Source organism: Hymenobacter terricola, from assembly GCF_017921975.2.
Lineage (GTDB): Bacteria > Bacteroidota > Bacteroidia > Cytophagales > Hymenobacteraceae > Hymenobacter > Hymenobacter terricola.
Window position 1 is genome coordinate 1 of sequence record NZ_JAGEMO020000142.1, and the last position, 19,156, is coordinate 19,156.

Here is a 19,156-nt window from a genome sequence, read left to right on the forward strand (position 1 = left end):
CTGGTCAGCATGAGGGTCAGAACGGTTAGGGTTACCTGAAGAAAGTGCTTCACTTTTTGGGGGCGCTTGTATAAATGCAAAGTTGCCCGCCGGCGGGGCGGGCAACCATTGAACTAGTTCACCAAGTGCCGCGGCCCCGCTATTTTTTTTGGCCCAGCCGCCGGCGGATTTTGCTCAGGAACTCGTGCGTAATGCCCAGGTAGGCCGCCACCTGCTGCTGCGTCAGGCGTTGGGCCAACGCCGGGTATTTGCCCACGAAGGCCAGGTAGCGCGCGTCGGCGGTTTGGCTCAGGGCCGACAGCATCCGGCGCTGGAGCGCCACGAGGGTTTTCTGGCCCATGATGCGGAACAGTTTTTCCGTGGCCGGCAGCGCGGCGTAGAGCCGGTCCTTGTCCGCCTTCGTGATTTGCAGCACCGTGCTGGGTTCCAGCGCCTGCACAAAGAGCCACGACGGCTGTTGGTTGGTAAAGCTGTCGAGGTCCGTCACCCACCAGTCCTCCGGGGCAAAGTACAGCACGTGCTCGCCGCCGCGGGCATCCAGGGCAAATACCCGCAGACAGCCCTGCGCCACAAACCCCTCGAACCGGCATATTTCGCCCGCCCGCAGCAGGTATTCTTTGGGCTTGTACCGCTGGGGCTGAAACGCGTTGCAGAACGTGGCGGCCTCCTCGTCGCTGAAGGGTACGTGTTTGAGAATGGCTGTTTTTAAGCGTTCGTAGGGCATGGGGTGGGGAGAACGAAGGTGCAGAGGGGTTCGACAGGTTGCTTCAGTACCGGAAGAACGTAGTTCCGCGCTGGCCGGGGAATAGTAGGTGCTGTTAAACAAATAGGATAAAACCTCCGGCCCGACCGCACAGTTGCGTATCTTTCCTGGTTAATATGCTGTATGAAATTGTATTACCCCGCACATGAGTGATAGGTGTTCTTGTTGCAAAAGGGCCCTTTTCGGGTACCAACGAGCTTGCCGCTAGCTTAGCTCTAAACCAGCAAAAGAGTGGTATCCGAAACAGGTTTAACCAATCAAAATACCAGGCCGGTCGCGCCCCAGAAGGAGGCCAAAACCGGCACATATTCCGAGGCGGGCACTATAACATACATTATGTAAAGGGATAAATTTTAGAAAACCAAGACGCGTCAACTGGCCCGTTCTTCTATATTTAATCCAGTTAGCGCAAGGCTAACGCTAAAAGCTATTACCCGCTCGTCTTACTAGCTTGCGACCTAGTATAGGGGTTCTTGTTCCAAAAGGGCGGTTTTACACGCTAAGCCCTTCATCAAAAAGGGTAGCCCAAAAACCTGCTTAAAAAGGGCGATTCCAAGCAATCAAAAGGGTATGCCAGTCTTATCAAAAAGGAAATCCTTTTTGATAAGACTGAGATTTGCTATTGGCAATAATTACTTAATCAATTGATTAACTGCTTAGCGTGTAAAACCGCCCTTTTGGAATAAGAACCCCTAATTGCTGGAATTGCGTGGTTGTGCCAATGAGTCGGAGGATTTCCCCTATTTGTTTAACAACACCCATTGGTTACCAAATTGAGAAGGTGGGTCGGGCCTTCCAAAACATTGTTTTTACCGTTCAGTCGCAAATCCCGGCCACAACGATAGCTTTTGACCTAGTGCCTGACGCGGCCCCTACGCCCACTGTTCCGCATCAGGTTGAGAACGCCGGCCGGCCACTCGCGCAGCTCAGCATCACCACGCCCGAACTGGTAGCGCAAATCCTGGCCAATCCGGCACACGTTGCTGCCTGCAACAAGTTCGCCCACGACTTAAAAACTGGCAAGCATACCAAATCGCACTCCCTATCGGGCTTGCTACTTACCATCGTGGGAATCAAAAAAGGGAGCAATGGGCCGCTGTTCGACAAGTCTACCAAAACGCGCTAGGCAGCCGCCAACGCCTTGATGTCGTTCATTTCGAGCACATGCTTCGGAGCGCTGTTGCGGACGCTGTTAATCATGGCCTGGCCAATCTGCTGCAAGGTGATTACCTGACTGGGCAGTACCACCCGGAGCAGTGGGAAGAGCATACTCGGAACCCGGTCGGCGGTTTTCACATTTTGCTGCCCCTCCGTGGGCCGCATCATGCCGGGCCGCATGGCGTATACGTGCTTGAAAGGCAGCTGGAACAGCGCGTTTTCCGTCTCCCCTTTCACCCGCGCCCACATCTGGCGGCTGGTGGTGTCGGCGAGCTGGCCCGAGATATAACCAAACGTCATGTTGGGCGCGAAGGCCGCCAAGGTCTGAGCTACGTGCAACGTCGTGTCGTAGGTGACGCGCCGATACTCAGCCTCATTGAGGCCCCGCGAGCTAATGCCGGCGCAGTAAAAGCAGGCGTCGTAGCCCGTCAGTTGGTCGGCCGCGTCGCGCAGGTGCAGGAAGTCGGGCACCAGCAGTTCGCGGAGCTTGGGATGCCGCATGGGCGAAGGCCGGCGGTTAAGCATGAGCACTTGTTCAACGTCTGGGCTGCGCAGGCATTCGAGCAGTACGCCCTCGCCTACCATGCCGGTCGAGCCGGTAATAATTACCTTGATTTTCATGTGAGTAGTCTTTGGGGAGCGGGCAGCTATGCGTTACGCAAAGCGCCCTCGTTAGCAATGGCCAGAGGTTCAGCACCTAAAACACCGAAGGCCCGTTACGGCCTTTTTACCCCCTCGCTGCTATAGGAAGGCCAACTTGCGAAGGATTGAAGCCAAACTGCTTTTTGAAAGCGGTGGAAAAGTGCGACAGGTTCTCGAACCCCACTTCCAGGTACACGTTGGAAGGCTTTCGCTTTTTGGCACGAAGGAGGTAGTGGGCTTCGTCCAGCCGCTTTTGCTGGAGCCAGCGGCTGGGCGACGCGTGAAACAGCTTTTCGAAGTCGCGCTTAAACGTGGCCAGGCTGCGGCCCGTGAGGTAAGCAAACTGCTTGAGCTTAAGGTTGAAGCTGAAGTGCTGGGCCATGTATTGTGCCAGGTCCAGCTTGCCGGGCTCGCTGAAATCGAACAGCACGTGCCGCAGCTCGGGCTGCAGATGCAGCAGCAACACCACCGCCTCCTGGGCTTTAAGCGCGGGAAGCTGCGGAATGGCCTGCCCGGCATTGTAGGCAATAATGGACCGGGCCAGGTCGCCAAACAGCGGATGGCGGGGCAGGGCCACAACGGGCTCGGCCGGTTGGGGACGACCAATGGGCCCCGGTGCCAGGTGATGCAGCCCGCGCAGCGTCGCCTGGTCCAGCACCAGGCTCACCGAGTTGAACTCGCCCCCCGGCTCGGGGTATTTGGTGCCCTTCATGAGCTGGTGGCGGGTCAGCAGCAGGGTGTCCCCGGCCCGGTACGTTCGTTCGGCCCCGGCCGTGAACACGACAAAGGAACCGCTCAGCACGTGCATCAGCACGTGCTCATCCACAAAAAATTCCGTGGGCCGCTGCACCGCTACGTAGCAGGAATGCAGGACCACGGGGGTTGGGGCAAAGGGGGCGGTAGCCATGGCCGTCACGATGAAAAACTGGTTAAAAAAACCCACCTCCTGCCACGGCCGCCGACGTAGCCGACCAGCCGCAGCGGGAGGTGAGTTGCCCGGTGGCCGCTCGCTGGCTTACGCCTCCAGGCCGAACTTTTTGCGCATAAAATTAACGTATTCCTGGTCGGGCAGGTTAGTCCGGGCGTCGAACAGGGCCTGAATATCCGGGGCGATGACGTAGCGCAACGTGTTGGTGCCGTCGGTGGCGGCGCCGTAGATGACCGCCGCGACTTCCTCAGCCGTGGATAACCGGGCTTGGCCCATGGCGCCCAACACCCCGAACGCCGTGGCGGCGTAGGCATCGTAATCGGTAAGGCCCCCGCTGGCAGCGAATAGCTCGTTCGACCTTTCGTGGAAGTCTGTGGCCACCCCGCCGGGCTCGATGATTTTCACCCCAATATTGAGGGGCAGCAATTCATAGGAAAGGCCTTCCGAAAAGCCTTCCAGGGCGAATTTGGAAGCGGCGTACATCGACAGCATGGGCAGGGTAAAGCGGCCAATGCCCGAGCTGACGTTGATAATCAAACCAGCGCGGCGCTGCCGAAAATGCGGCAGAATGGCGCGGATGGTGTTCATCACGCCAAACACGTTCACGTCGAACTGCGCCTGAATCTGCGCGGGAGCAATCGCCTCAAAAGCCCCGTACTGGCCAAAGCCGGCGTTGTTGAGGAGTACATCGATGGCTCCGAACTGCTCGATGCCGGCCGCAATGGCCGAGGCGATGGTGGCTGGGTCCTGCACGTCGAGCCGGGCCAGGCGGATGTTGGGGACCTGCCCGAGCTCCTGCTCTTTTTCGGGCTGCCGCATCGAGGCGATGACGTTCCAGCCTTGGGCGGCGAAGTGGTGGGCGGCGGCTTTGCCAATGCCGGACGAAGCGCCGGTAATTAAAATGGTCTGGCTCATGATTTCTCTTTTTTAAAAGGTTATTTGTTGTTTGAAATGGGAAGCAAGTGGGTTGCTACAACCACACTACAAAGGTCCGGCACTATTTTACCCTTTGTTTTGGCGTACGGCTCAAATTTGCTTTGCTATAAAGCTCACTACTGGCCTTGGTTAAAAGTTTGGTCCAAAAGTTAAGCGAGTTGCTTGGTACCAGCCCCTGCGCAGCGCTTGCCCACGGGGCTGACACGGGTTTCTTACGAAGCACCGGGGGGCTAGGTACCCCTTGTTGAGTTGGCCCCTGCTACCCCTGGTCCACCGACTGGGGAAGCTAACAAAGCGCACACTTCCCCATTTGGTGCGCCAATGGTTGACAGAGACCGGCTCCGAAAGGTGCACCTTTCGGACGCATCCCCAAAAGCGCTGATTTAGCTAATTTTTGCGGGTCAAGAAGTGGGTTCTGAAAGGTATATTTGTGAGCTGTACTTTCTGAGCCCATGCAACACACCTTTAGCTATGCCCGCGTTTCGGCCGCCGACCAGAACCTTGACACGCAATTGGAAGACTTGGCCCGCGCCGGCTGCACCCGCATCTTCCAGGAGAAAGTCACCGGTACGCGCACCCGCAGCCACGCGCTCGATGAACTGCTGGCCGCCGTGCGCGAGGGCGACGCGGTGGTAGTGAACCGGCTGGCGCGGCTGGGACGCAACACGGTACACACGATTCAGCTGGTGGAGGAGTTCAACCGCCGCGGCGTGCACTTTCGGGCCTTAGACTTAGGCATCGACTCGCGCCCGCCCGCCGGCAAGATGATTATTGGCGTGTTTTCCAGCTTCAACCAGTACGAGCGCGAGAACAACCGGCAGAAAAGCCTGGCGGGCATCGAAGTGGCCAAGCAGCAGGGCAAGCACCTGGGCCGGCCGGCGGGGCGCGACGCCGAGAAAGTGGCCAAGGTAGTCAAGGCACTGGCCAAGGGATTATCGGTGGCCGAGATTGTCACACTTACTGGCATCAGCCGCGCTAGCGTGAAGCATTATCGACAGGAAAGAACTGGTAATTAACAATTTAATTTTATCCAGCCCAAAAAATTGCCGATAAGTGCCCAGGGCCTGATGCGCCTAGAATTCGGGTTCTCGTTTACAACGGGTCGGGAAATGCCGCTACCCCCGGCCCAGCTGTCTTCTAGCCAACCGGCTGCCGGGCGACCCGCTTACGCTTTTTGGTCAACTGGCAACTTTTGGCCGGTTGGCTTGCTTTTCAGGATATGAAGGAGTTCTTCGCTTACCTACTGCAATTCGGCCCCTTGACCCGGCCCCAGCAAGACCTGATTGCCCGCCATGCCGCCCGCGTTACCTTGCGCAAAGGCGACTATTTTGCGGCGCAGCAGGTGGGCTTCGTAGCAGCGGGCGTGCTACGGGTGGGTTCCTACACCGAACGAGGGGAAGAGCTGACCAGCTACTTCATTGAGGAACAGCACCCGCTGCTGGACATCCGGCCGCTGGAAGCCGTTGGCACCCCTGCGCCCTGCTTGGCGCAGGCCCTCACCGATTGTCGGCTTGTGGTCTTCTCAGCGCGGCAGTGGCAAACCTTTGCGCCGCTCATTCCCGGCTGGGAGGTCATCACGCAGAAAATCCTCGCGCACGCGCTGCGGGTGAAGATGGAGCGCGTCCTCCCCTTGGTGGCCCAGGACGCCACCGCCCGCTATCGGTCTTTCCTCCTCACGTATCCACACCTCGCCAACCGCGTGCCGCTGGCCTACGTGGCCGCTTATTTGGGCATGACCCAGTCGTCCCTGAGCCGGGTAAGAAAGCATATGTAGTGGCAACCCTTTTGCCATTTGGCAAAAAGTCGCTTGGTTGGGGAGGGGACCTTTGTCCCGCTGCTTCAGCTCAACCAAGCGACCCCCACGAAGTCGGTCGCGTTACCCCAGAAATAGAGATGCACCCCCAACTTGTTGCCCTGGTCACCGGGGCCAACCAAGGCATTGGCCTCCAGATTGCCAAGGACCTCGTAGCGCACGGCTACACCGTACTAGTAGGCTCACGCAACCTCCAGAACGGGGAGGCGGCCGCGCAGACCATCGGCGCGGCGGCCCACGCGCTGCAACTCGACGTGACACAGCCGGCCTCCATTGCCGCCGCCGCCGCCCGCGTCCGCATGGAGTTCGGCCGGCTCGACGTCCTCGTGAACAACGCCGCCATCGCCCAGGCGGGCCAGCCGGGCCGGTCGAACGAGGAAATTATGCGGGACAGCCGGGCGAGCAGCGCCTCGCTCGACGAGGTGCGGGCCGTCTTCGAAACGAACGTGTTCGGGGTGATTGCCGTCACGCAAGCCCTATTGCCGCTGCTGCGGGAAGCCCCAGCGGCCCGCATCGTCAACGTCGGGAGCCCCATCGGCTCGCTCACGTTGAACGCCGATCCGGCCTTTCCCTACCGCGCCGGGTACAGCGTGGTGTACGCCGCTTCGAAAACCGCGCTCAACGCCGTGACGCTGGCCTTCGCCATCGAGTTGGCGCCGACCAATATTAAGGTCAATGTAGCGAGTCCGGGGTACACGAAAACGGCCATGAACAACTTTGAAGGGACGGACACGGTCGCGCAGGGAGCGCAAGCGATGGTGCGGGTGGTGCTCGACCAGGACGGCCCGACGGGTACCTTCACCGGACCGGGTGGCTCGCTACCCTGGTAGCTAATGTTGTTCCGTAATGACCATTACCGTCAACAAGTCGCGTGGCCCGCGCGGTGCGCCGCCGGGCTGCGTGGCAAAAGCCCTGCTCGGCCACCTGCCAGCAGGGCTTTTTAACGGGCGACGGGACTCTTGTTGCAAAAGGACGGATTTATACGCTTAGCCCTCCAACTGCATTTTATCAAAAAGGGTAGCTCCAAAACCTCAACAAACAGGGCGCTTCCAAGCAATCAAACGGGTAAGACACCCATCTCGGGAAGGGTTTCGTTGCTGAGAGGGGTAGCTTAAACTGCTGATATACATTTCATAATCAATTAGTTGATGGCATAACGTGTATATTTGTTTTTTTTGCAACAAGAGCCCTTTACAGACGCCCCCCCCGCAAACCCTTGGCCCCGTCCCCGGATTAAGCCGTTGAACGTGCGACCTTGTATAACAGAGTGATTCGATGAATAAATCAGTAACCGCGAACGACGGCACCCTCGGAATTGACGCGCGCCTGTTCCGCCTCGTGGCCCCGGTAGCCTGCCTGCTCTACCCGGCGTTGGTGTCGTGCATCTCGGGCGTGTCACCGTTTTTTTTAGTACCCGTCTTGCTCATTCCGGTCTGTTGCGCTTACGTGGCGTTTCACACCGCGGGCACTGGCTTCTTGAGAACGGCCGCCATTGCCCACTTCGGCGTGGGGGCGCCGGCGTTGTACTCGCTCATGGGGCAGTGGCTCGATTCCCAAACGCTAGTGCCAATTCACGCTGATGAAGTGTGGCTCGGCCTCTGGCTTTTGTTGACCGCCGTGTGCTTCGCGGACAAGCCAGCGGGGCGCTCCCAGGCCGGGGCTTCTTCCCGTCTGGCGACTGTGCACGGGGTTTCGGCACTGCCAATCGTGCTCTTTGTGCTGCTCCACCTCAGCAACCACCTGGCCGGGTTGCGGGGCGGTCAGGCGCATGTGGCCTTCATGCTGCAAGCGCGTCGGCTTTACCGCTACCCGCCGCTTGAAATCGCGCTCGTTTGCTGTTTCGTGTTCCAATTTGCCACCGGGCTCGTGTTGACGTGGCGGGGGATTGTCAGGGGGATTGCCGACAACTGGGTGAAACGACTCCAACGGGTCTCGGGCGCTTACCTGGCCCTTTTTCTGTTGTCGCACTTCAGCGCCGTCGCCCGTGCCCGGTACCTGCAGCACACCGACACCAATTGGGTTTGGCTTACCTCGTACAACCTGCTGACGGACAAGTGGAGCGACCGGTTGACGCCTTACTACTTCCTGGGCATCGTGGCGGTGAGCCTGCACTTGGCCTGTGCAGCGCGCTTCGTGCTGGTGGCCCACGGCACACCAGCAACGGCCGCGAACCGGGTCTTTGGCTTCGTCGCGGGCGCGGGAACGCTTGCGGCGGTCGCCATCATGGTCGGCCTCGTCCGCGGGTCCCTCCACGTGTGACAGGGACGCCCTGGCGCACAACAGCCATGGGTACAGCCCGGGCCCAGGGCAACAACGGCTTTGTGCTGACCGTCTCCGGTGAATAAGAAGGGCCGGCCCAGGGGGCCGGACGACATGCAACAGATTCCCGGTTTTGGGCCGGCGATGGCCGAGGACCTAGTGTTCTGGCAATGTAGTTCCGGGTATTTTAATTAGGGCTTCGTTGTACCTGTTTTTGAGTTTGTCGCGGGCTTTTTCGGTGGTAAACGACCAATTCACTTTGACGGCGACAGCGTTGCGCTTGGCTTGCCAAAGTAAGGCCTCTTCTTCAAGTTCTGGCTGGCTGCTAATGCGCCGCAAATCCTAAAAGTAGCCCGCTGGCTTGTTCAGTGAAACGAACGTATTTCTGTACAAGTCAGCCGGTAACGGCTGCTGGAGCAAAGCCAGGCCAAAACCAGCCGATTTGGTACAGAAAACTTGTTCAGCAATCAAAGTACAAACGAGGGTACCTTCGTGACGGATAACCTGTACTTTGCCCCATGAAAATCGGCTACGCCCGCGTCTCGACCCGCGACCAGAACCTGGAGATGCAACTCGATGCCTTAAACAAAGCCGGGTGTGAAACCCTCTTCCAGGAACAGGCTTCCGGGGCCACCAAAGCCCGCCCGGAATTAGACCGCCTCTTGGCCAGCCTGCGCAAAGGCGACACCGTCTATATCTATAAGCTCGACCGGCTGGGTCGCTCGCTCAAGCATTTACTGGACATGGTGGCCGAACTCGAGTTTCGGGGCGTGGGCCTGGTCTCGTTGACCGATGCCATCAACACGACCTCCGCCCAGGGCCGGCTCGTGTTTAACCTGTTCGCCTCATTGGCCGAGTTCGAGCGGGAACTGATTCGCGAGCGCACCCACGCCGGACTTGCCGCGGCCCGCGCCCGGGGCCGGGTGGGCGGCCGCCAGCGGGGCCTCTCGGAGCAGGCCGAACGCACGGCCATCATCGCCGAAACGCTTTACCGCGAGCAGCAACTCGGCGTCAACGAGATTGCCCAGCGCCTAAACATCTCCAAGGTGACCCTCTACAAGTACTTACGCCACCGAAAGGTGGTCATCCATGCCCACCGCAAGCCGGCAACGGCCAAGAACACCGATTAACTTTTGTACCAAACTATTAACCAAGGCCACTACTGAGTTAATTAAGCTGTTGGAAAAGGACGGCTGGGTTAACGTGCGGGATGGCAAGCACAAGGTATTTGCGCATCCAACCAAGCAGACGCTCTCCGGTCGGCCACTCGTCGTGAGTCACGGCAAGCAGGAAATCAAACCTGGAACGCTGAACAGCATCTTGAAAGACGCCGGATTAAAATAGCTGCTCGACTGCCGCAGCGCTTCCGGCCAGGGCCGGCCCGGAGTTGGAGAATATGTACGACCTAACTGCTCATTAACATGAAGACGGTAAACTTTCTAATCGAAAAAGTGGCGGACGGGTACACGGCCTACGCCCAGGATTTCAGTATCTTGGCCGAAGCGGACACCTTGCACGAGGTGTATGCCGATGCCCGGGAAGCGCTGGCCGCGCAATGCGAGGCAACGGGGGAAAATGCCGCCGACTTTCAGGTGGCGTTTCGGTACGACTTCGCCACCCTCTTCGAGGTCTACAACATTGTGAACGTGAAAGCCCTCAGCGCGCGCTTGGGGATGAACAACAGCTTAATCAGCCAGTACATCACCGGCAAGAAGGAGCCCGGACCCAAGCAGAAGGCCAAGATTGAGCAGGGCCTGCACGAGTTTGCCAAGGAACTGCTGCAATTCTCGTTCGCTTAGCTTCTGCCGTGACCCTGCCCACCGAAGCCGCGCACCAAGCCGCCGTGAAGGAATTCCGGACGCTGGCCACCGACGAAGCCGCGAACCGCGCCCGCCTGCTGGTGCTGCGCGACGCCCTTCACGCCTTTGAAGCGGCCAATGGCTACAACCCCGGTCCCCCCACGACGGTCGTGGGCCGGCGGCAAGTGGAAATGTTCAAGCGCCGCCTGAGCAAGCGGGTATCTGAAACCTGTCAAAACGCGAAAAAGCGGCGGCCATGACGATTCAAAACGAGGAAGAATACCGGTTGGGAATGCGTCGGTTGGATGCGTTGGACAGTGCCAATCCCGCTAACCTGACGGAAATGGAGGCGCTGGGCCACGCGTTGGAAGCCTACGAAGACCGTCAGGGCCACGCCCTCAGCGCCCGCATCCAACTCGCCGCTCAGGGCGCCGAGCACGACTCCCGCGCCGGCCACTTGCGGCCGGTCATCGACTTTCTGTTGGCCAAGGGCAACTGCCCGTCGCACGGGTGGCACAAGGACGGGTTTTGGTTTGACCAGGGCGGCGAACTGCATTACACCTTTACCGACCCCATCGACGCGGCCGAGCTGCGCGCGCACTTTGCCTTTCCGCCCTCGATTACGCTCGGCGACGACGGGACGATAAAGGACGGGCCGAACCGTTTCGGTATTTACTACGACCGGCCCGCCGAACCGTTTTCTTTTGAGCTACCCCCGAAAACGGGCGCGCCCGGCAGTGGCCAGCCAGAACGATAATTTGGGGAGGTCTGCTTCCGGCGCACTAATGCCGATAAAGTGAAGCCTTTGCCCGACACGTTGGCCATGATGTCGCAGGTGCGCTACTTGGAACAAGCGGACACGTACGCCGCCTAATCACGTTAACTATTTGACTAGTTACCGCTTAGGCCGTGACTAGTCAAGCGCGGGTTAAGCCTGACTAATCACGGCCTAAGCGATGACTAGTCAGAAGTTGCAGCCTGTTTACTTTGTAGCTTTCTGACTAGTCACCGCCCCGATGGATAATACCGCTACTTTTCTGACCATAAAGCAAGCAGCTCAACAGGTTAACAAGTCTGAACAAACAATCCGGCGACTAGTCAAACAACACGCGAAGACTAGTCATATCCAGGTTGAGCAGACCCCTAAAGGCAACACGTATCTGATTAGTCAGGCGTTTCTCGCGGAGCAGTACCCCAGCGCGGCCGAGGTGCTGCCGGCGCTCATCGAGCCGGCCCAGGTGCCGGACGTGGCCCAGCTGCAACGGCAGCTGGCGGAACGCGACCAGACCATTCAGCAGCTGCAACACCGCCTGCTGGAACAGAACGATGTACTGAACGCGCTGACTAGTCAGATGAATAGTCAGCGCATCGGACGCATTGAGGAACTGTTACTTAGCCAGAACGAGCAGTTGGGTGAACTGCAAAAGCGACTGCCCGAGCCGGGTGAGGCTCCGTTGGTGTTGCCCGCGCCAGAGCCGGCCAAATCCGGCTTCTGGCAACGGCTACTTGGCAAGTAGGTTCAGTAAACAAACAGGGCAAATCCTCCGACTCATGGACGCTGCCGATACCCTCATTCTGGTCGAATACCACCCGCGCCACTGGCGGGTGATGTACCCCACCATCGTCTTGCGGCACGAGGCCTTGTTTCAGCGGGGGAAAGCCCTGCACACGGCCGCGCCGCTGGAAGCTGAGCGCATCTACCGGCAGGTCATGGCCGCGTGCGGTGAGCTGCACTTGGACGCGGTTTCCCACTTGGGCATCCTGCTCAACAACCGGACGCCCGGCTTGGGCACCACCTACCTGGCGCAGGCATTTCTGCGGGCGCGGCTGATTTTCCCGGATGCGTTTGAGGAAGGCCGGGACTTTCTCTTGTATGAGTCCACCGGCAACGGGTTCGTGCTCACGGCCTACTACGTGATGGGGCTGGAACTGCAAAAAGTGAAGCGCTGGGCCGAGGCGCTGGCCCTGTTCGAGTTTCTGGTGCAGGTCAACCCGAAAGACAACCACGGGGCCGGCCGCTGGATTGGGCCGCTGAAAGAGCGCCTGGCGGCTGAATCCTCCCGCTAGGGCTTAGCGTGTAAATCCGCCCGACTGGAAGAGAAGCCCCCGCCCAGGCGTCGCGTTCCTGTCGGTTCCAGCGCTCACATTATGACTAGTCAGTTGACTAATCAGCTGACTAGTCAACGCAGTAAGTCATCTGGTAATGAGTGGGTTTGGTGTTGCCCCAGCCGGTCGCGTTCGAGGGCGGCCCGCAGGCGGGCGGCGTTGGCAGGGGAGGACAGCAAGTGCGCGGCGTTGGCAGGGGAGGACAGCAAGTGCGCGGTTTCGTCCAGAGCGGCGGCTTTCGCCGCCTGTCCCCGGAGCGTGACAAAGGGCAGGCTGCGCAGCAGCTCCAGCAGGAAGGCGGCCCGATGCTCTGGTACTTCCAGCGTGATTCTCATGGAGCTACAGGGCTTCTTTGACCAGGGCCAGGCCCAGGGCCGGAAGGTGGTCAAAGTCGTTGTCGGCCGTGTGCAACGGCAGGTCCAGGTAGAGCGCCGTGGCCGCAATCCAGAGGTCGTTCTTGCCCATGTTGCGGGCGCTCATGCCGGCCGGCAGCGGCTGGCCGCGCAGCTTGCCTTGGCTATACGCGTCGAGGCGGGCATACAAGCTGGCCAGCTCGGGCACGAAGCCCACCAGGGGGTAGCGTTCGAGCAGCTGCCGCAGGAAGGCTACTTTTTGGTAGCCCCAATCGGCTTTGAGGGCGAAGGCTTCCAGTTCCCCCACCACGGCAAAGGGTAGCACCGCCCGCAGCGGCAATAGCTGCTGCCGGCGCAGGTGGGCGATGACGACGTTCGTATCAAAGACCACGCGCAGCAGCGTCGCGCTCTTCGCGCAATATTTCGTCCATGCGGGCATTTTCCTCGGCGGTGAAGCCCAGGTCGGGGATGGGCAGTGCCTGCGTCGGCGCGACCGTGTCCAGGAAGTGCTGCACCCCCCAGCGCTTGATATCGGCCGGGGAGTAGTAGGTGAGCTGCCCCCACCGGAGCGGGGGAATGGTTTCGGGGACCGTGGAAGCAATCATAAGGGTAAAACGAGAGTGGGGCTATTTGATAGAGTTGGCGTCGAACAGTGGGCCGTTTGCGGGCTTTTTGAAGCCCAATACGGTGAGTAGGAGGCCCGACAGCGAGGACTTAGCTTTAACCTTGCCGGTCTTGATATCGTGCGCAAACTTATTGCAAGCGGCCACATGGGCCGGGCTGCCCAGGATTTGCGTCACTAGGTCGGGTGTGATGATTCCCAACTGCGCGAGCAGGCGGCCGGCGTTCTCGACTTGGTGCGAAACTGTCAGCGCAGGAGCTGCGTCGGGCACTAGGTCAAAAGCTACCGTCGTGGCCGGGATTTGTGACTGGACGGTAAAAACAATGTTTTGGAAGGCGCGACCCACTTTTTCGACTTGGTAACCAATGCGTAAGTCCGTTCTCTCATTGACTTGCTTCACAGCCACGTCCAGCACCTTCTTTCTGAACATCGCGAAGATGGTGTACTCTTCGTTGCCCTTGTCATCGACCAGACATAGTGTCGTCTTCAACTCCAAGATAGATACCTTTTTGGTCTGTCCTTTATCCTTCCACTGGCTGCAAATCTGATAGATGCGTTTGGCGTGCTTACTAGGCAGACTCAGCGCTGCCTGAACCTGAAACGAGGTGAAATTATCTTTAAGGTCGAACAAGTACGGCGTAGCATACTCGTTGAATTCCAGTTCAATAGTCCCCGTCCCCAGGATGTAATCTATCCGTTTGAACAACACAAGCTGCCGCAACACCTCCTTCCCATTGTGGTGGGTTTTGATTTTGTGCACCCGGCTCATCATGCCCTCGGTGGATTCTCTTAATTGCTTGTAATTGAGATTCTTATTTGTTAGCCTCTCTAACTCTGTCACCGAGATTTGATATACGTCGTCGGGAGAGTCTTTGCGCAGCTTGGAGAGCAGTACCAGGAAGATGTTCGCCTGCGTCTCCGTGTACTCATATCGGGCATTGGTCAAAGCGTTGGCCTGGCGCACTTCTAAATCCTGATTCATGCGGGAATTGGTTAAGCAGGAGCAATAATAACCAAAGCTAACCATTGTCGCTAACAGTTATTTATTAAGGTTAGCTTTGGCTTATAAAAAGTTAGCCTCACGCTTATAAAAAGTTAGCTTTCGAGGGTGGTTTGGCTTATAAAAAGTTAGTGTTCACTTATAAAAAGTTAGCCTTAGCTTATAAAAAGTTAGCTTTAGGCCTTGCAAGTATCTGATTATCAATGGCCCCCGAGCCCTACAAATAACAAATAGGTTACAAATAGAAAATACACAATTGTGTTGTCGCTAAAAAAAAGGCTTTTAGGGTGTGGATAACTCGAATCGGCCCGAGCGGCGCAGCCCAAACAAAACAACAAAGTCCTAGAAGCCAGTAATTTGCGCACATTTTATAAACTATATATTATTAGTAATCAATGGTTTATAAATCATAAATGATGAGCTTATGTACTGCTTTGGGCTGGGGAGTGCTGGCCTTGTGCTTGCCGGCCTAAGTGCCGTATTTTGTCCCATGCCCGACCATACTTTCCGCCTAAAAAACACCCCTTTGGGCAACCTAGTCGTCAAGTTCTAGGGGTCGCACGATAGTAGGAACGGAAAACAACGCTTAGCCTTTCTGAACCCGAAAAGCGAGCAGATTTGTCTCAATAAGTCAGTGATTAAGGTCAAAACAGGCCGTTGATAGGTGAGATAAGCAAAAGCAACAGATTAGTTTAGTTGAAACCGAGACTTCTTAAAAACTGCACTGATAGCGTTAAAACGGACGTTTTCTGAGACACCCCAACCCGCCGAAATTCCTTAGCGTTGTTTTCCGTTCCTACTATCGTGCGACCCCTTCTACCAGATAGAACCTTGCAGCGAAGCCGCCTTTGAACGGGTAAGGCTACGCGACTTCTGGCTCACCACGGCCCCAGGGTCCGGCAATACTTGGGCCCTTTCCCTTTACCAAGGCCCCGTTGCGGACAATCATATTCTCCCCGAGGCCATTGCCCAGCTGCACACCCGGTGCGCCGCGTGCAACTGCGTGCGCATCGAGCGGCCCGGGGGCTAAGGCCCGACTCCAACCCTAAATGCTTTTCTCGCCGTCGCGGTAGCGCTTGCGGACTTCGGCCCGGTGGTCGTCGCGCCAGGCCTGGACGATGTTGGCCAGCAGGTCGGTCAGGCTCACGTCCACGCCGGGCAGGTTCACGACCGTGGCCAGGGCGCGGTGCAGCTCGACGGGGAGGTACACGCTTTGCTTCTTGGTGGCCTCCTTCGCCGGGGTGGTGAAATAGGTCAAATCCCGCCGCTCAGGCGACGCTAGCACCGCGGCGACACTCGGGGCTGGCTGCGGTGCTTCGGGGGCCACAGAAGCCGCCGCAGTTGCTAGGGTGGCCGGAGCAGCCGAAGCGGGCAGCTGCTGAGCGGGCACCACGGGAGCCAGAGCGTTGACTGCGGCCGTTGCCGGTTGTTCATGGCTGATGTTTTTGATGAAGTCAGCGACCTCCGAGTTGGGTGTTTTGTCGGTCATGATGGGGACGTATCAAAGTTGAAGAAGAGATATTTTTTCAGCTTCTAACGAAAATATACTATCAGGTGTTCAGCTGCTTATTTTTTCTATTCTACTGTTTTATACTTATTTAGCTAAAAAGATAAACACCTAGAAAAGTAAAGCTGGAATAGCTGATAGCTTTTAAGCTAGACAGCTACGTTTTTGTACCCGTATAGCTTTTTAGCTAAGTAGGTGCATTAGCTAGAGTAGTAACAGACAAGCAACCCCAGCCGCATCCTTGATGCTCCCCATACCGTATGTTCTATTAGGACGGAGCAAGACGTGTTGATAGTGCCTATCAACGTCTTGCTTTTTGCTCCTATCGTCGCAAAAAGACCTACCGCATGGAACCCACGCCGCCCCCGCTACCGACCCCCAAACGTCCCCGAGTTGGCAAGGCTAGAGGCGGGCGCAAGGAGATTCCCGACGCAGAAAAGCGGACGGAGCGCATTGTTTTGCACGTCACAAAAGCCACGTATGCGGAGCTAAAAGACGTGGCCAAAGCAAGCGGTCGGCCGTTGGCGGTGGTCGTGCGGTCGCTAACCCGGCCCCAGCGGAAGGGGCTAACACCCGAGCAATTTGGGCTGCTGCGGCAGCTGGCGGGCATGGCCACCAACCTGAACCAGTTGGCCAAGCGCGGGCACCAAGACGGGTTCGGCGCGGTGGCTGACCAGGTGACGCAGGCCGCCGCGCAGCTCAGCGCGTTGCTCGATACTTACACCGGCACGGCGGGCGGCGATGATTAGCCGGACCGTCATCGGGCGCAGCTTCGGGGGGCTGGCGCGCTACCTAGTGGAGGGCCACAAAGGCCAGGAGGCCGATAAGCAAGCGGAGCTGCTGGGTTCGGCCGGCGTGCGCACGGACACCGTGGCCCACATGGTGGCCGACTTCAATTTGGGCCGGAAGCTGCACCCCGAATTGGGCAAGGCCGTGTGGCATACTTCGCTCAGCTTTAACCCCGACGACGCGGCGAAACTGACGGGCGAGAAGATGCGCGAGATAGCCGAGGACTACATGCAGGAGATGAAACTAACCGGCACGCAGTACGCCATCATCCGGCACCGCGACCGGCCCGGCCACGAGCACGTCCACATCATTGCCAACCGGGTGGCGGACGACGGGCACACGATTAGCGACAGCAACAGCTTTTTGCGGTCGAAAGAGACGCTGGCCAAATTGATTCAGCGACACGAGCTGACCCCGCCCCAGGGGCTGCGCGTCGAGAAGCAGCACCCGAAGCTTTTGGAAGGGGCCGACAAAGCCAAACACGAGGTAAAAGAAGTGCTGCACCAGGCGCTGGCCACGGCCACGGACCGGCCGGCGCTGCTGGCCACGTTGCGGGCGGAGAAGATTAACGCCCAGGAGTTCACCAACAAAGCCGGCACCGTCGTCGGCATCGGTTTCGAGAAAGACGGGCACTCTTTTAAGGGTTCGGCCGTGGCGCGGGAGTACAGTTTGGCGGGCCTCGACAAGCAGTTGGCCGCCAACCGGTTGCGCCAGCAGGCCGAGCAGGCCCGCCAAACGGCTGACCAAGAGGCCGCCGCGCAGCAGCTGCGGCAAGCCGCCGAGCGCCAAGCGGCGCAAGTAGCCCAGCAGCAGGAAGCAGCGCGGCAGGCCGCCCAGGTGGCCCAGCGCCAGGTGGCCGACCGCCAGGCGGCGCAGCTGGCCCAACGCCAGGTGGCCGACCGCCAGGCGGCGCAGCTGGCCCAACGCCAGGCAGCCGAGCGCCAGGCCGCAGAGGCGGCCAAAGTACCCGCGCTACCGGCCATCGAGCGCAAGTGGCAGGCGGACTATCAGAAATATACAACCGAGTTGGCTCGGCAAAACGCGCCTATTCAGGCTTATAACAAGGTTATTGACTCGTACAGCCAGCACCTCCAGGCAAAGCCGAATGAGGAAGGGATACGGGAAGTGGTGCAGGCGATGAAGGGGACCCCTAGCACGGCGACGCTTCGCGCCGAGTTAGACCGTCAGGTGGCGGCGCGGGCCACGCACGCGAAACAGTGGGCCGACAGTTACGGCCAGCAAGCCGCGTTGCAGGAGCAGGCGAAAGGCGGCTTTTGGGGTAAAAACGCGGCTTCGCGGGCCGCCGAGGAAAAACTGAAGTTCCTGACTGAGAAAGACCGGCCGTTGCCCGGTCTGTTAGAGCCGGAGTTACTGGCCTTTGCCCGCGCCGCTAAAGCGGCGGACCGGCCGGCCCCGCCCATCGGCTTTGACGCCCGCGCCTATTATCAACCGGAGAAGGTGGGCCTGAGCCTGACGGAGTACGCGGCCAAGCGTGAGGCCGAACGGCAGTTGGTGGTGCGCGTGCAGGAGCCGATGGGCGACAGCCAGGCCGCCGGCCGCGCCGCCGCCTTGCAGCGCAGCTTGACGAGTAAAGGCGCTACCGTGTCAGCAAGTGATACCGTGGACGCCCAGGGTAATCGGGTAATCGAACTAGCCGTGCAGTACAGTGTGGCGCAGCGCCGTAGCGAGGTGAAGGAGATTAGTTTCGTGCTGGATTGGGCCGCGAAACAGCCCGGCTACCAGGTGCAGGAGCGCGAGGCCGACCGGGCGCAGCGCCAGGCTCCCGGCCAGCAAGACGCTCAGCGGGCGCAGGGCCGTACCCCCGGCAAAAGCCAGGGCCAGGGCCAAGAGTACGGGAGCCGGTAACGCCTGAAAATAAAGCCTCCCATCGGCAAGGCCCCCCGAGTAGGTGCTGGGCGGTAGTCCGGTTTGCAATTGCAAAACAACGGCCCACCAGCCGGCGAGCAGCGCGAGCGTCGCGTATTTGAAAGCCAGGCCAGGGCCTGCTACAAATACGGGAATCTCATCGCCTTAAAACCGTGTTTTTGAGGTGTTACGGGCGTTTTTTCGTATCTTGTGGTATGGAAAATCAGACCAAAATCAACGCTGCCACCGACGAGTTGGCCGTGCTGGAATTTGATATTGACGCGCTGCAAAGTCGCCACGGCTTGCCGGTAGACGAGGCCGACCTAGCCGCCAAGCAGCAGCGTGCCCTTGAATTGTACGCCACGCTCTACGAGCTGCGCAATACCCCGGCCGCGCCGCAGGGCTAAGTGGACTGTACCCCATGCAGCAGTACCGCAAACCGAAATTCGCCCGCACCGAACGAACCCCCGCACAGCGGTGGGAAACGGTGTCGTGGGCCTTCGCAGCCGGCAGCGCCGACGGCGGCGGCCCCAGCCCGGAGCTGGTGCAGCTCTACAAGTTCTACGTGGCCGGCGACATTGACCTGGCCATGATACGCGGCGAGCTGGACCGGCT

General features: G+C 58.9%; 25 protein-coding genes. 16 read left to right on the top strand and 9 right to left on the bottom strand.

What is annotated here, in order from left to right; translation table 11 throughout:
• Nucleotides 1-139 precede the first annotated feature (139 nt).
• A complete protein-coding gene (locus tag J4G38_RS27045; protein WP_210521964.1) occupies nt 140-724 on the bottom strand; it encodes a Crp/Fnr family transcriptional regulator in 585 nt (194 codons plus the stop codon).
• An 895-nt stretch (nt 725-1,619) separates the two neighbouring features.
• Between J4G38_RS27045 and J4G38_RS27050 the strand changes: the two genes are divergently transcribed.
• A complete protein-coding gene (locus J4G38_RS27050; protein WP_210521965.1) occupies nt 1,620-1,889 on the top strand; it encodes a hypothetical protein in 270 nt (89 codons plus the stop codon).
• On the opposite strand, the gene J4G38_RS27055 is transcribed toward J4G38_RS27050, so the two are convergent.
• The 3 genes from J4G38_RS27055 to J4G38_RS27065 form a co-directional block, all read right to left on the bottom strand.
• Entirely contained in the window at nt 1,886-2,542 is a 657-nt protein-coding gene (locus J4G38_RS27055; RefSeq protein ID WP_210521966.1) for an NAD-dependent epimerase/dehydratase family protein, read from the bottom strand. The genes J4G38_RS27050 and J4G38_RS27055 overlap by 4 nt on opposite strands.
• Nucleotides 2,543-2,648: 106 nt before the next feature.
• Nucleotides 2,649-3,470, bottom strand: coding sequence for a helix-turn-helix domain-containing protein (locus J4G38_RS27060; protein ID WP_210521967.1), 822 nt, complete (start codon nt 3,468-3,470; stop codon nt 2,649-2,651).
• A 108-nt stretch (nt 3,471-3,578) separates the two neighbouring features.
• Nucleotides 3,579-4,406, bottom strand: a complete 828-nt coding sequence (locus J4G38_RS27065) for an SDR family oxidoreductase (RefSeq protein WP_210521968.1) — start codon at nt 4,404-4,406, stop codon at nt 3,579-3,581.
• Between the two features lie 473 nt (nt 4,407-4,879).
• On the opposite strand from J4G38_RS27065, the gene J4G38_RS27070 reads away from it, so the two are divergent.
• The 11 genes from J4G38_RS27070 to J4G38_RS27120 all read left to right on the top strand — a co-directional run bounded on the left by J4G38_RS27070 (nt 4,880) and on the right by J4G38_RS27120 (nt 12,365).
• Nucleotides 4,880-5,443: a recombinase family protein gene (locus J4G38_RS27070; RefSeq protein WP_210521969.1), complete on the top strand. Its 564-nt coding sequence runs from the start codon at nt 4,880-4,882 to the stop codon at nt 5,441-5,443.
• Between the two features lie 203 nt (nt 5,444-5,646).
• The gene (locus J4G38_RS27075; RefSeq protein ID WP_210521970.1) at nt 5,647-6,201 is read left to right on the top strand and encodes a Crp/Fnr family transcriptional regulator; all 555 of its coding nucleotides are present in this window, start codon (nt 5,647-5,649) and stop codon (nt 6,199-6,201) included.
• 119 nt (nt 6,202-6,320) lie between these two features.
• A complete protein-coding gene (locus J4G38_RS27080) occupies nt 6,321-7,070 on the top strand; it encodes an SDR family NAD(P)-dependent oxidoreductase (RefSeq protein ID WP_226163966.1) in 750 nt (249 codons plus the stop codon).
• Nucleotides 7,071-7,515: 445 nt separating this feature from the next.
• Entirely contained in the window at nt 7,516-8,499 is a 984-nt protein-coding gene (locus J4G38_RS27085) for a hypothetical protein (protein WP_210521971.1), read from the top strand.
• A gap of 518 nt (nt 8,500-9,017) precedes the next feature.
• Entirely contained in the window at nt 9,018-9,629 is a 612-nt protein-coding gene (locus J4G38_RS27090) for a recombinase family protein (protein WP_210521972.1), read from the top strand.
• Nucleotides 9,625-9,843 (top strand): type II toxin-antitoxin system HicA family toxin, encoded by a 219-nt coding sequence (locus J4G38_RS27095; protein WP_317198239.1) that lies wholly within the window; start codon nt 9,625-9,627, stop codon nt 9,841-9,843. Before J4G38_RS27090 ends, J4G38_RS27095 begins: the two co-directional genes overlap by 5 nt.
• Before the next feature lie 77 nt (nt 9,844-9,920).
• On the top strand, nt 9,921-10,298 hold the full coding sequence (locus tag J4G38_RS27100; RefSeq protein ID WP_210521974.1) for a hypothetical protein: 378 nt from the start codon (nt 9,921-9,923) through the stop codon (nt 10,296-10,298).
• An 8-nt stretch (nt 10,299-10,306) separates the two neighbouring features.
• On the top strand, nt 10,307-10,558 hold the full coding sequence (locus tag J4G38_RS27105; RefSeq protein ID WP_210521975.1) for a hypothetical protein: 252 nt from the start codon (nt 10,307-10,309) through the stop codon (nt 10,556-10,558).
• Nucleotides 10,555-11,055, top strand: a complete 501-nt coding sequence (locus tag J4G38_RS27110) for a hypothetical protein (protein WP_210521976.1) — start codon at nt 10,555-10,557, stop codon at nt 11,053-11,055. The genes J4G38_RS27105 and J4G38_RS27110 overlap by 4 nt, the downstream gene beginning before the upstream one ends.
• A gap of 259 nt (nt 11,056-11,314) precedes the next feature.
• Complete coding sequence (locus tag J4G38_RS27115; protein WP_210521977.1) at nt 11,315-11,815, top strand: DNA-binding protein; 501 nt, start codon at nt 11,315-11,317, stop codon at nt 11,813-11,815.
• A gap of 34 nt (nt 11,816-11,849) precedes the next feature.
• Nucleotides 11,850-12,365 (top strand): hypothetical protein, encoded by a 516-nt coding sequence (locus J4G38_RS27120; RefSeq protein WP_210521978.1) that lies wholly within the window; start codon nt 11,850-11,852, stop codon nt 12,363-12,365.
• Between the two features lie 113 nt (nt 12,366-12,478).
• Here J4G38_RS27120 and J4G38_RS27125 read toward each other — a convergent pair whose 3' ends face one another.
• The 5 genes from J4G38_RS27125 to J4G38_RS27145 all read right to left on the bottom strand — a co-directional run bounded on the left by J4G38_RS27125 (nt 12,479) and on the right by J4G38_RS27145 (nt 15,868).
• Nucleotides 12,479-12,739, bottom strand: coding sequence for a type II toxin-antitoxin system Phd/YefM family antitoxin (locus J4G38_RS27125; RefSeq protein WP_210521979.1), 261 nt, complete (start codon nt 12,737-12,739; stop codon nt 12,479-12,481).
• A gap of 4 nt (nt 12,740-12,743) precedes the next feature.
• Nucleotides 12,744-13,148: a PIN domain-containing protein gene (locus J4G38_RS27130; protein WP_210521980.1), complete on the bottom strand. Its 405-nt coding sequence runs from the start codon at nt 13,146-13,148 to the stop codon at nt 12,744-12,746.
• Entirely contained in the window at nt 13,138-13,362 is a 225-nt protein-coding gene (locus J4G38_RS27135; protein ID WP_168675585.1) for a hypothetical protein, read from the bottom strand. Before J4G38_RS27135 ends, J4G38_RS27130 begins: the two co-directional genes overlap by 11 nt.
• Before the next feature lie 21 nt (nt 13,363-13,383).
• A complete protein-coding gene (locus tag J4G38_RS27140) occupies nt 13,384-14,361 on the bottom strand; it encodes a replication initiation protein (RefSeq protein WP_210521981.1) in 978 nt (325 codons plus the stop codon).
• 1,063 nt (nt 14,362-15,424) lie between these two features.
• Entirely contained in the window at nt 15,425-15,868 is a 444-nt protein-coding gene (locus J4G38_RS27145) for a hypothetical protein (protein WP_210521982.1), read from the bottom strand.
• Nucleotides 15,869-16,344: 476 nt separating this feature from the next.
• On the opposite strand from J4G38_RS27145, the gene J4G38_RS27150 reads away from it, so the two are divergent.
• From J4G38_RS27150 to J4G38_RS27165, 4 genes are all read left to right on the top strand, one after another.
• Nucleotides 16,345-16,635 carry a MobC family plasmid mobilization relaxosome protein gene (locus tag J4G38_RS27150; RefSeq protein WP_210521983.1) on the top strand — a complete coding sequence of 97 codons (291 nt, stop codon included), beginning with the start codon at nt 16,345-16,347 and terminating at the stop codon, nt 16,633-16,635.
• Complete coding sequence (locus tag J4G38_RS27155) at nt 16,628-18,541, top strand: relaxase/mobilization nuclease domain-containing protein (RefSeq protein ID WP_226163971.1); 1,914 nt, start codon at nt 16,628-16,630, stop codon at nt 18,539-18,541. Before J4G38_RS27150 ends, J4G38_RS27155 begins: the two co-directional genes overlap by 8 nt.
• Before the next feature lie 215 nt (nt 18,542-18,756).
• Nucleotides 18,757-18,948, top strand: a complete 192-nt coding sequence (locus tag J4G38_RS27160; protein ID WP_210521956.1) for a hypothetical protein — start codon at nt 18,757-18,759, stop codon at nt 18,946-18,948.
• Between the two features lie 14 nt (nt 18,949-18,962).
• A partial coding sequence (locus tag J4G38_RS27165; RefSeq protein WP_226163972.1) for a hypothetical protein occupies nt 18,963-19,156 on the top strand: 194 nt, incomplete at its 3' end.

Coding starts and splice junctions, on each gene's coding strand:
- J4G38_RS27110 (WP_210521976.1), top strand. CDS start 10,555: ATGACGATTCAAAACGAGGAAGAATACCGGTTGGGAATGCGTCGGTTG.
- J4G38_RS27155 (WP_226163971.1), top strand. CDS start 16,628: ATGATTAGCCGGACCGTCATCGGGCGCAGCTTCGGGGGGCTGGCGCGC.
- J4G38_RS27115 (WP_210521977.1), top strand. CDS start 11,315: ATGGATAATACCGCTACTTTTCTGACCATAAAGCAAGCAGCTCAACAG.
- J4G38_RS27080 (WP_226163966.1), top strand. CDS start 6,321: ATGCACCCCCAACTTGTTGCCCTGGTCACCGGGGCCAACCAAGGCATT.
- J4G38_RS27090 (WP_210521972.1), top strand. CDS start 9,018: ATGAAAATCGGCTACGCCCGCGTCTCGACCCGCGACCAGAACCTGGAG.
- J4G38_RS27140 (WP_210521981.1), bottom strand. CDS start 14,361: ATGAATCAGGATTTAGAAGTGCGCCAGGCCAACGCTTTGACCAATGCC.
- J4G38_RS27075 (WP_210521970.1), top strand. CDS start 5,647: ATGAAGGAGTTCTTCGCTTACCTACTGCAATTCGGCCCCTTGACCCGG.
- J4G38_RS27045 (WP_210521964.1), bottom strand. CDS start 724: ATGCCCTACGAACGCTTAAAAACAGCCATTCTCAAACACGTACCCTTC.
- J4G38_RS27120 (WP_210521978.1), top strand. CDS start 11,850: ATGGACGCTGCCGATACCCTCATTCTGGTCGAATACCACCCGCGCCAC.
- J4G38_RS27065 (WP_210521968.1), bottom strand. CDS start 4,406: ATGAGCCAGACCATTTTAATTACCGGCGCTTCGTCCGGCATTGGCAAA.
- J4G38_RS27145 (WP_210521982.1), bottom strand. CDS start 15,868: ATGACCGACAAAACACCCAACTCGGAGGTCGCTGACTTCATCAAAAAC.
- J4G38_RS27160 (WP_210521956.1), top strand. CDS start 18,757: ATGGAAAATCAGACCAAAATCAACGCTGCCACCGACGAGTTGGCCGTG.
- J4G38_RS27070 (WP_210521969.1), top strand. CDS start 4,880: ATGCAACACACCTTTAGCTATGCCCGCGTTTCGGCCGCCGACCAGAAC.
- J4G38_RS27125 (WP_210521979.1), bottom strand. CDS start 12,739: ATGAGAATCACGCTGGAAGTACCAGAGCATCGGGCCGCCTTCCTGCTG.
- J4G38_RS27085 (WP_210521971.1), top strand. CDS start 7,516: ATGAATAAATCAGTAACCGCGAACGACGGCACCCTCGGAATTGACGCG.
- J4G38_RS27100 (WP_210521974.1), top strand. CDS start 9,921: ATGAAGACGGTAAACTTTCTAATCGAAAAAGTGGCGGACGGGTACACG.
- J4G38_RS27055 (WP_210521966.1), bottom strand. CDS start 2,542: ATGAAAATCAAGGTAATTATTACCGGCTCGACCGGCATGGTAGGCGAG.
- J4G38_RS27060 (WP_210521967.1), bottom strand. CDS start 3,470: ATGGCTACCGCCCCCTTTGCCCCAACCCCCGTGGTCCTGCATTCCTGC.
- J4G38_RS27135 (WP_168675585.1), bottom strand. CDS start 13,362: ATGATTGCTTCCACGGTCCCCGAAACCATTCCCCCGCTCCGGTGGGGG.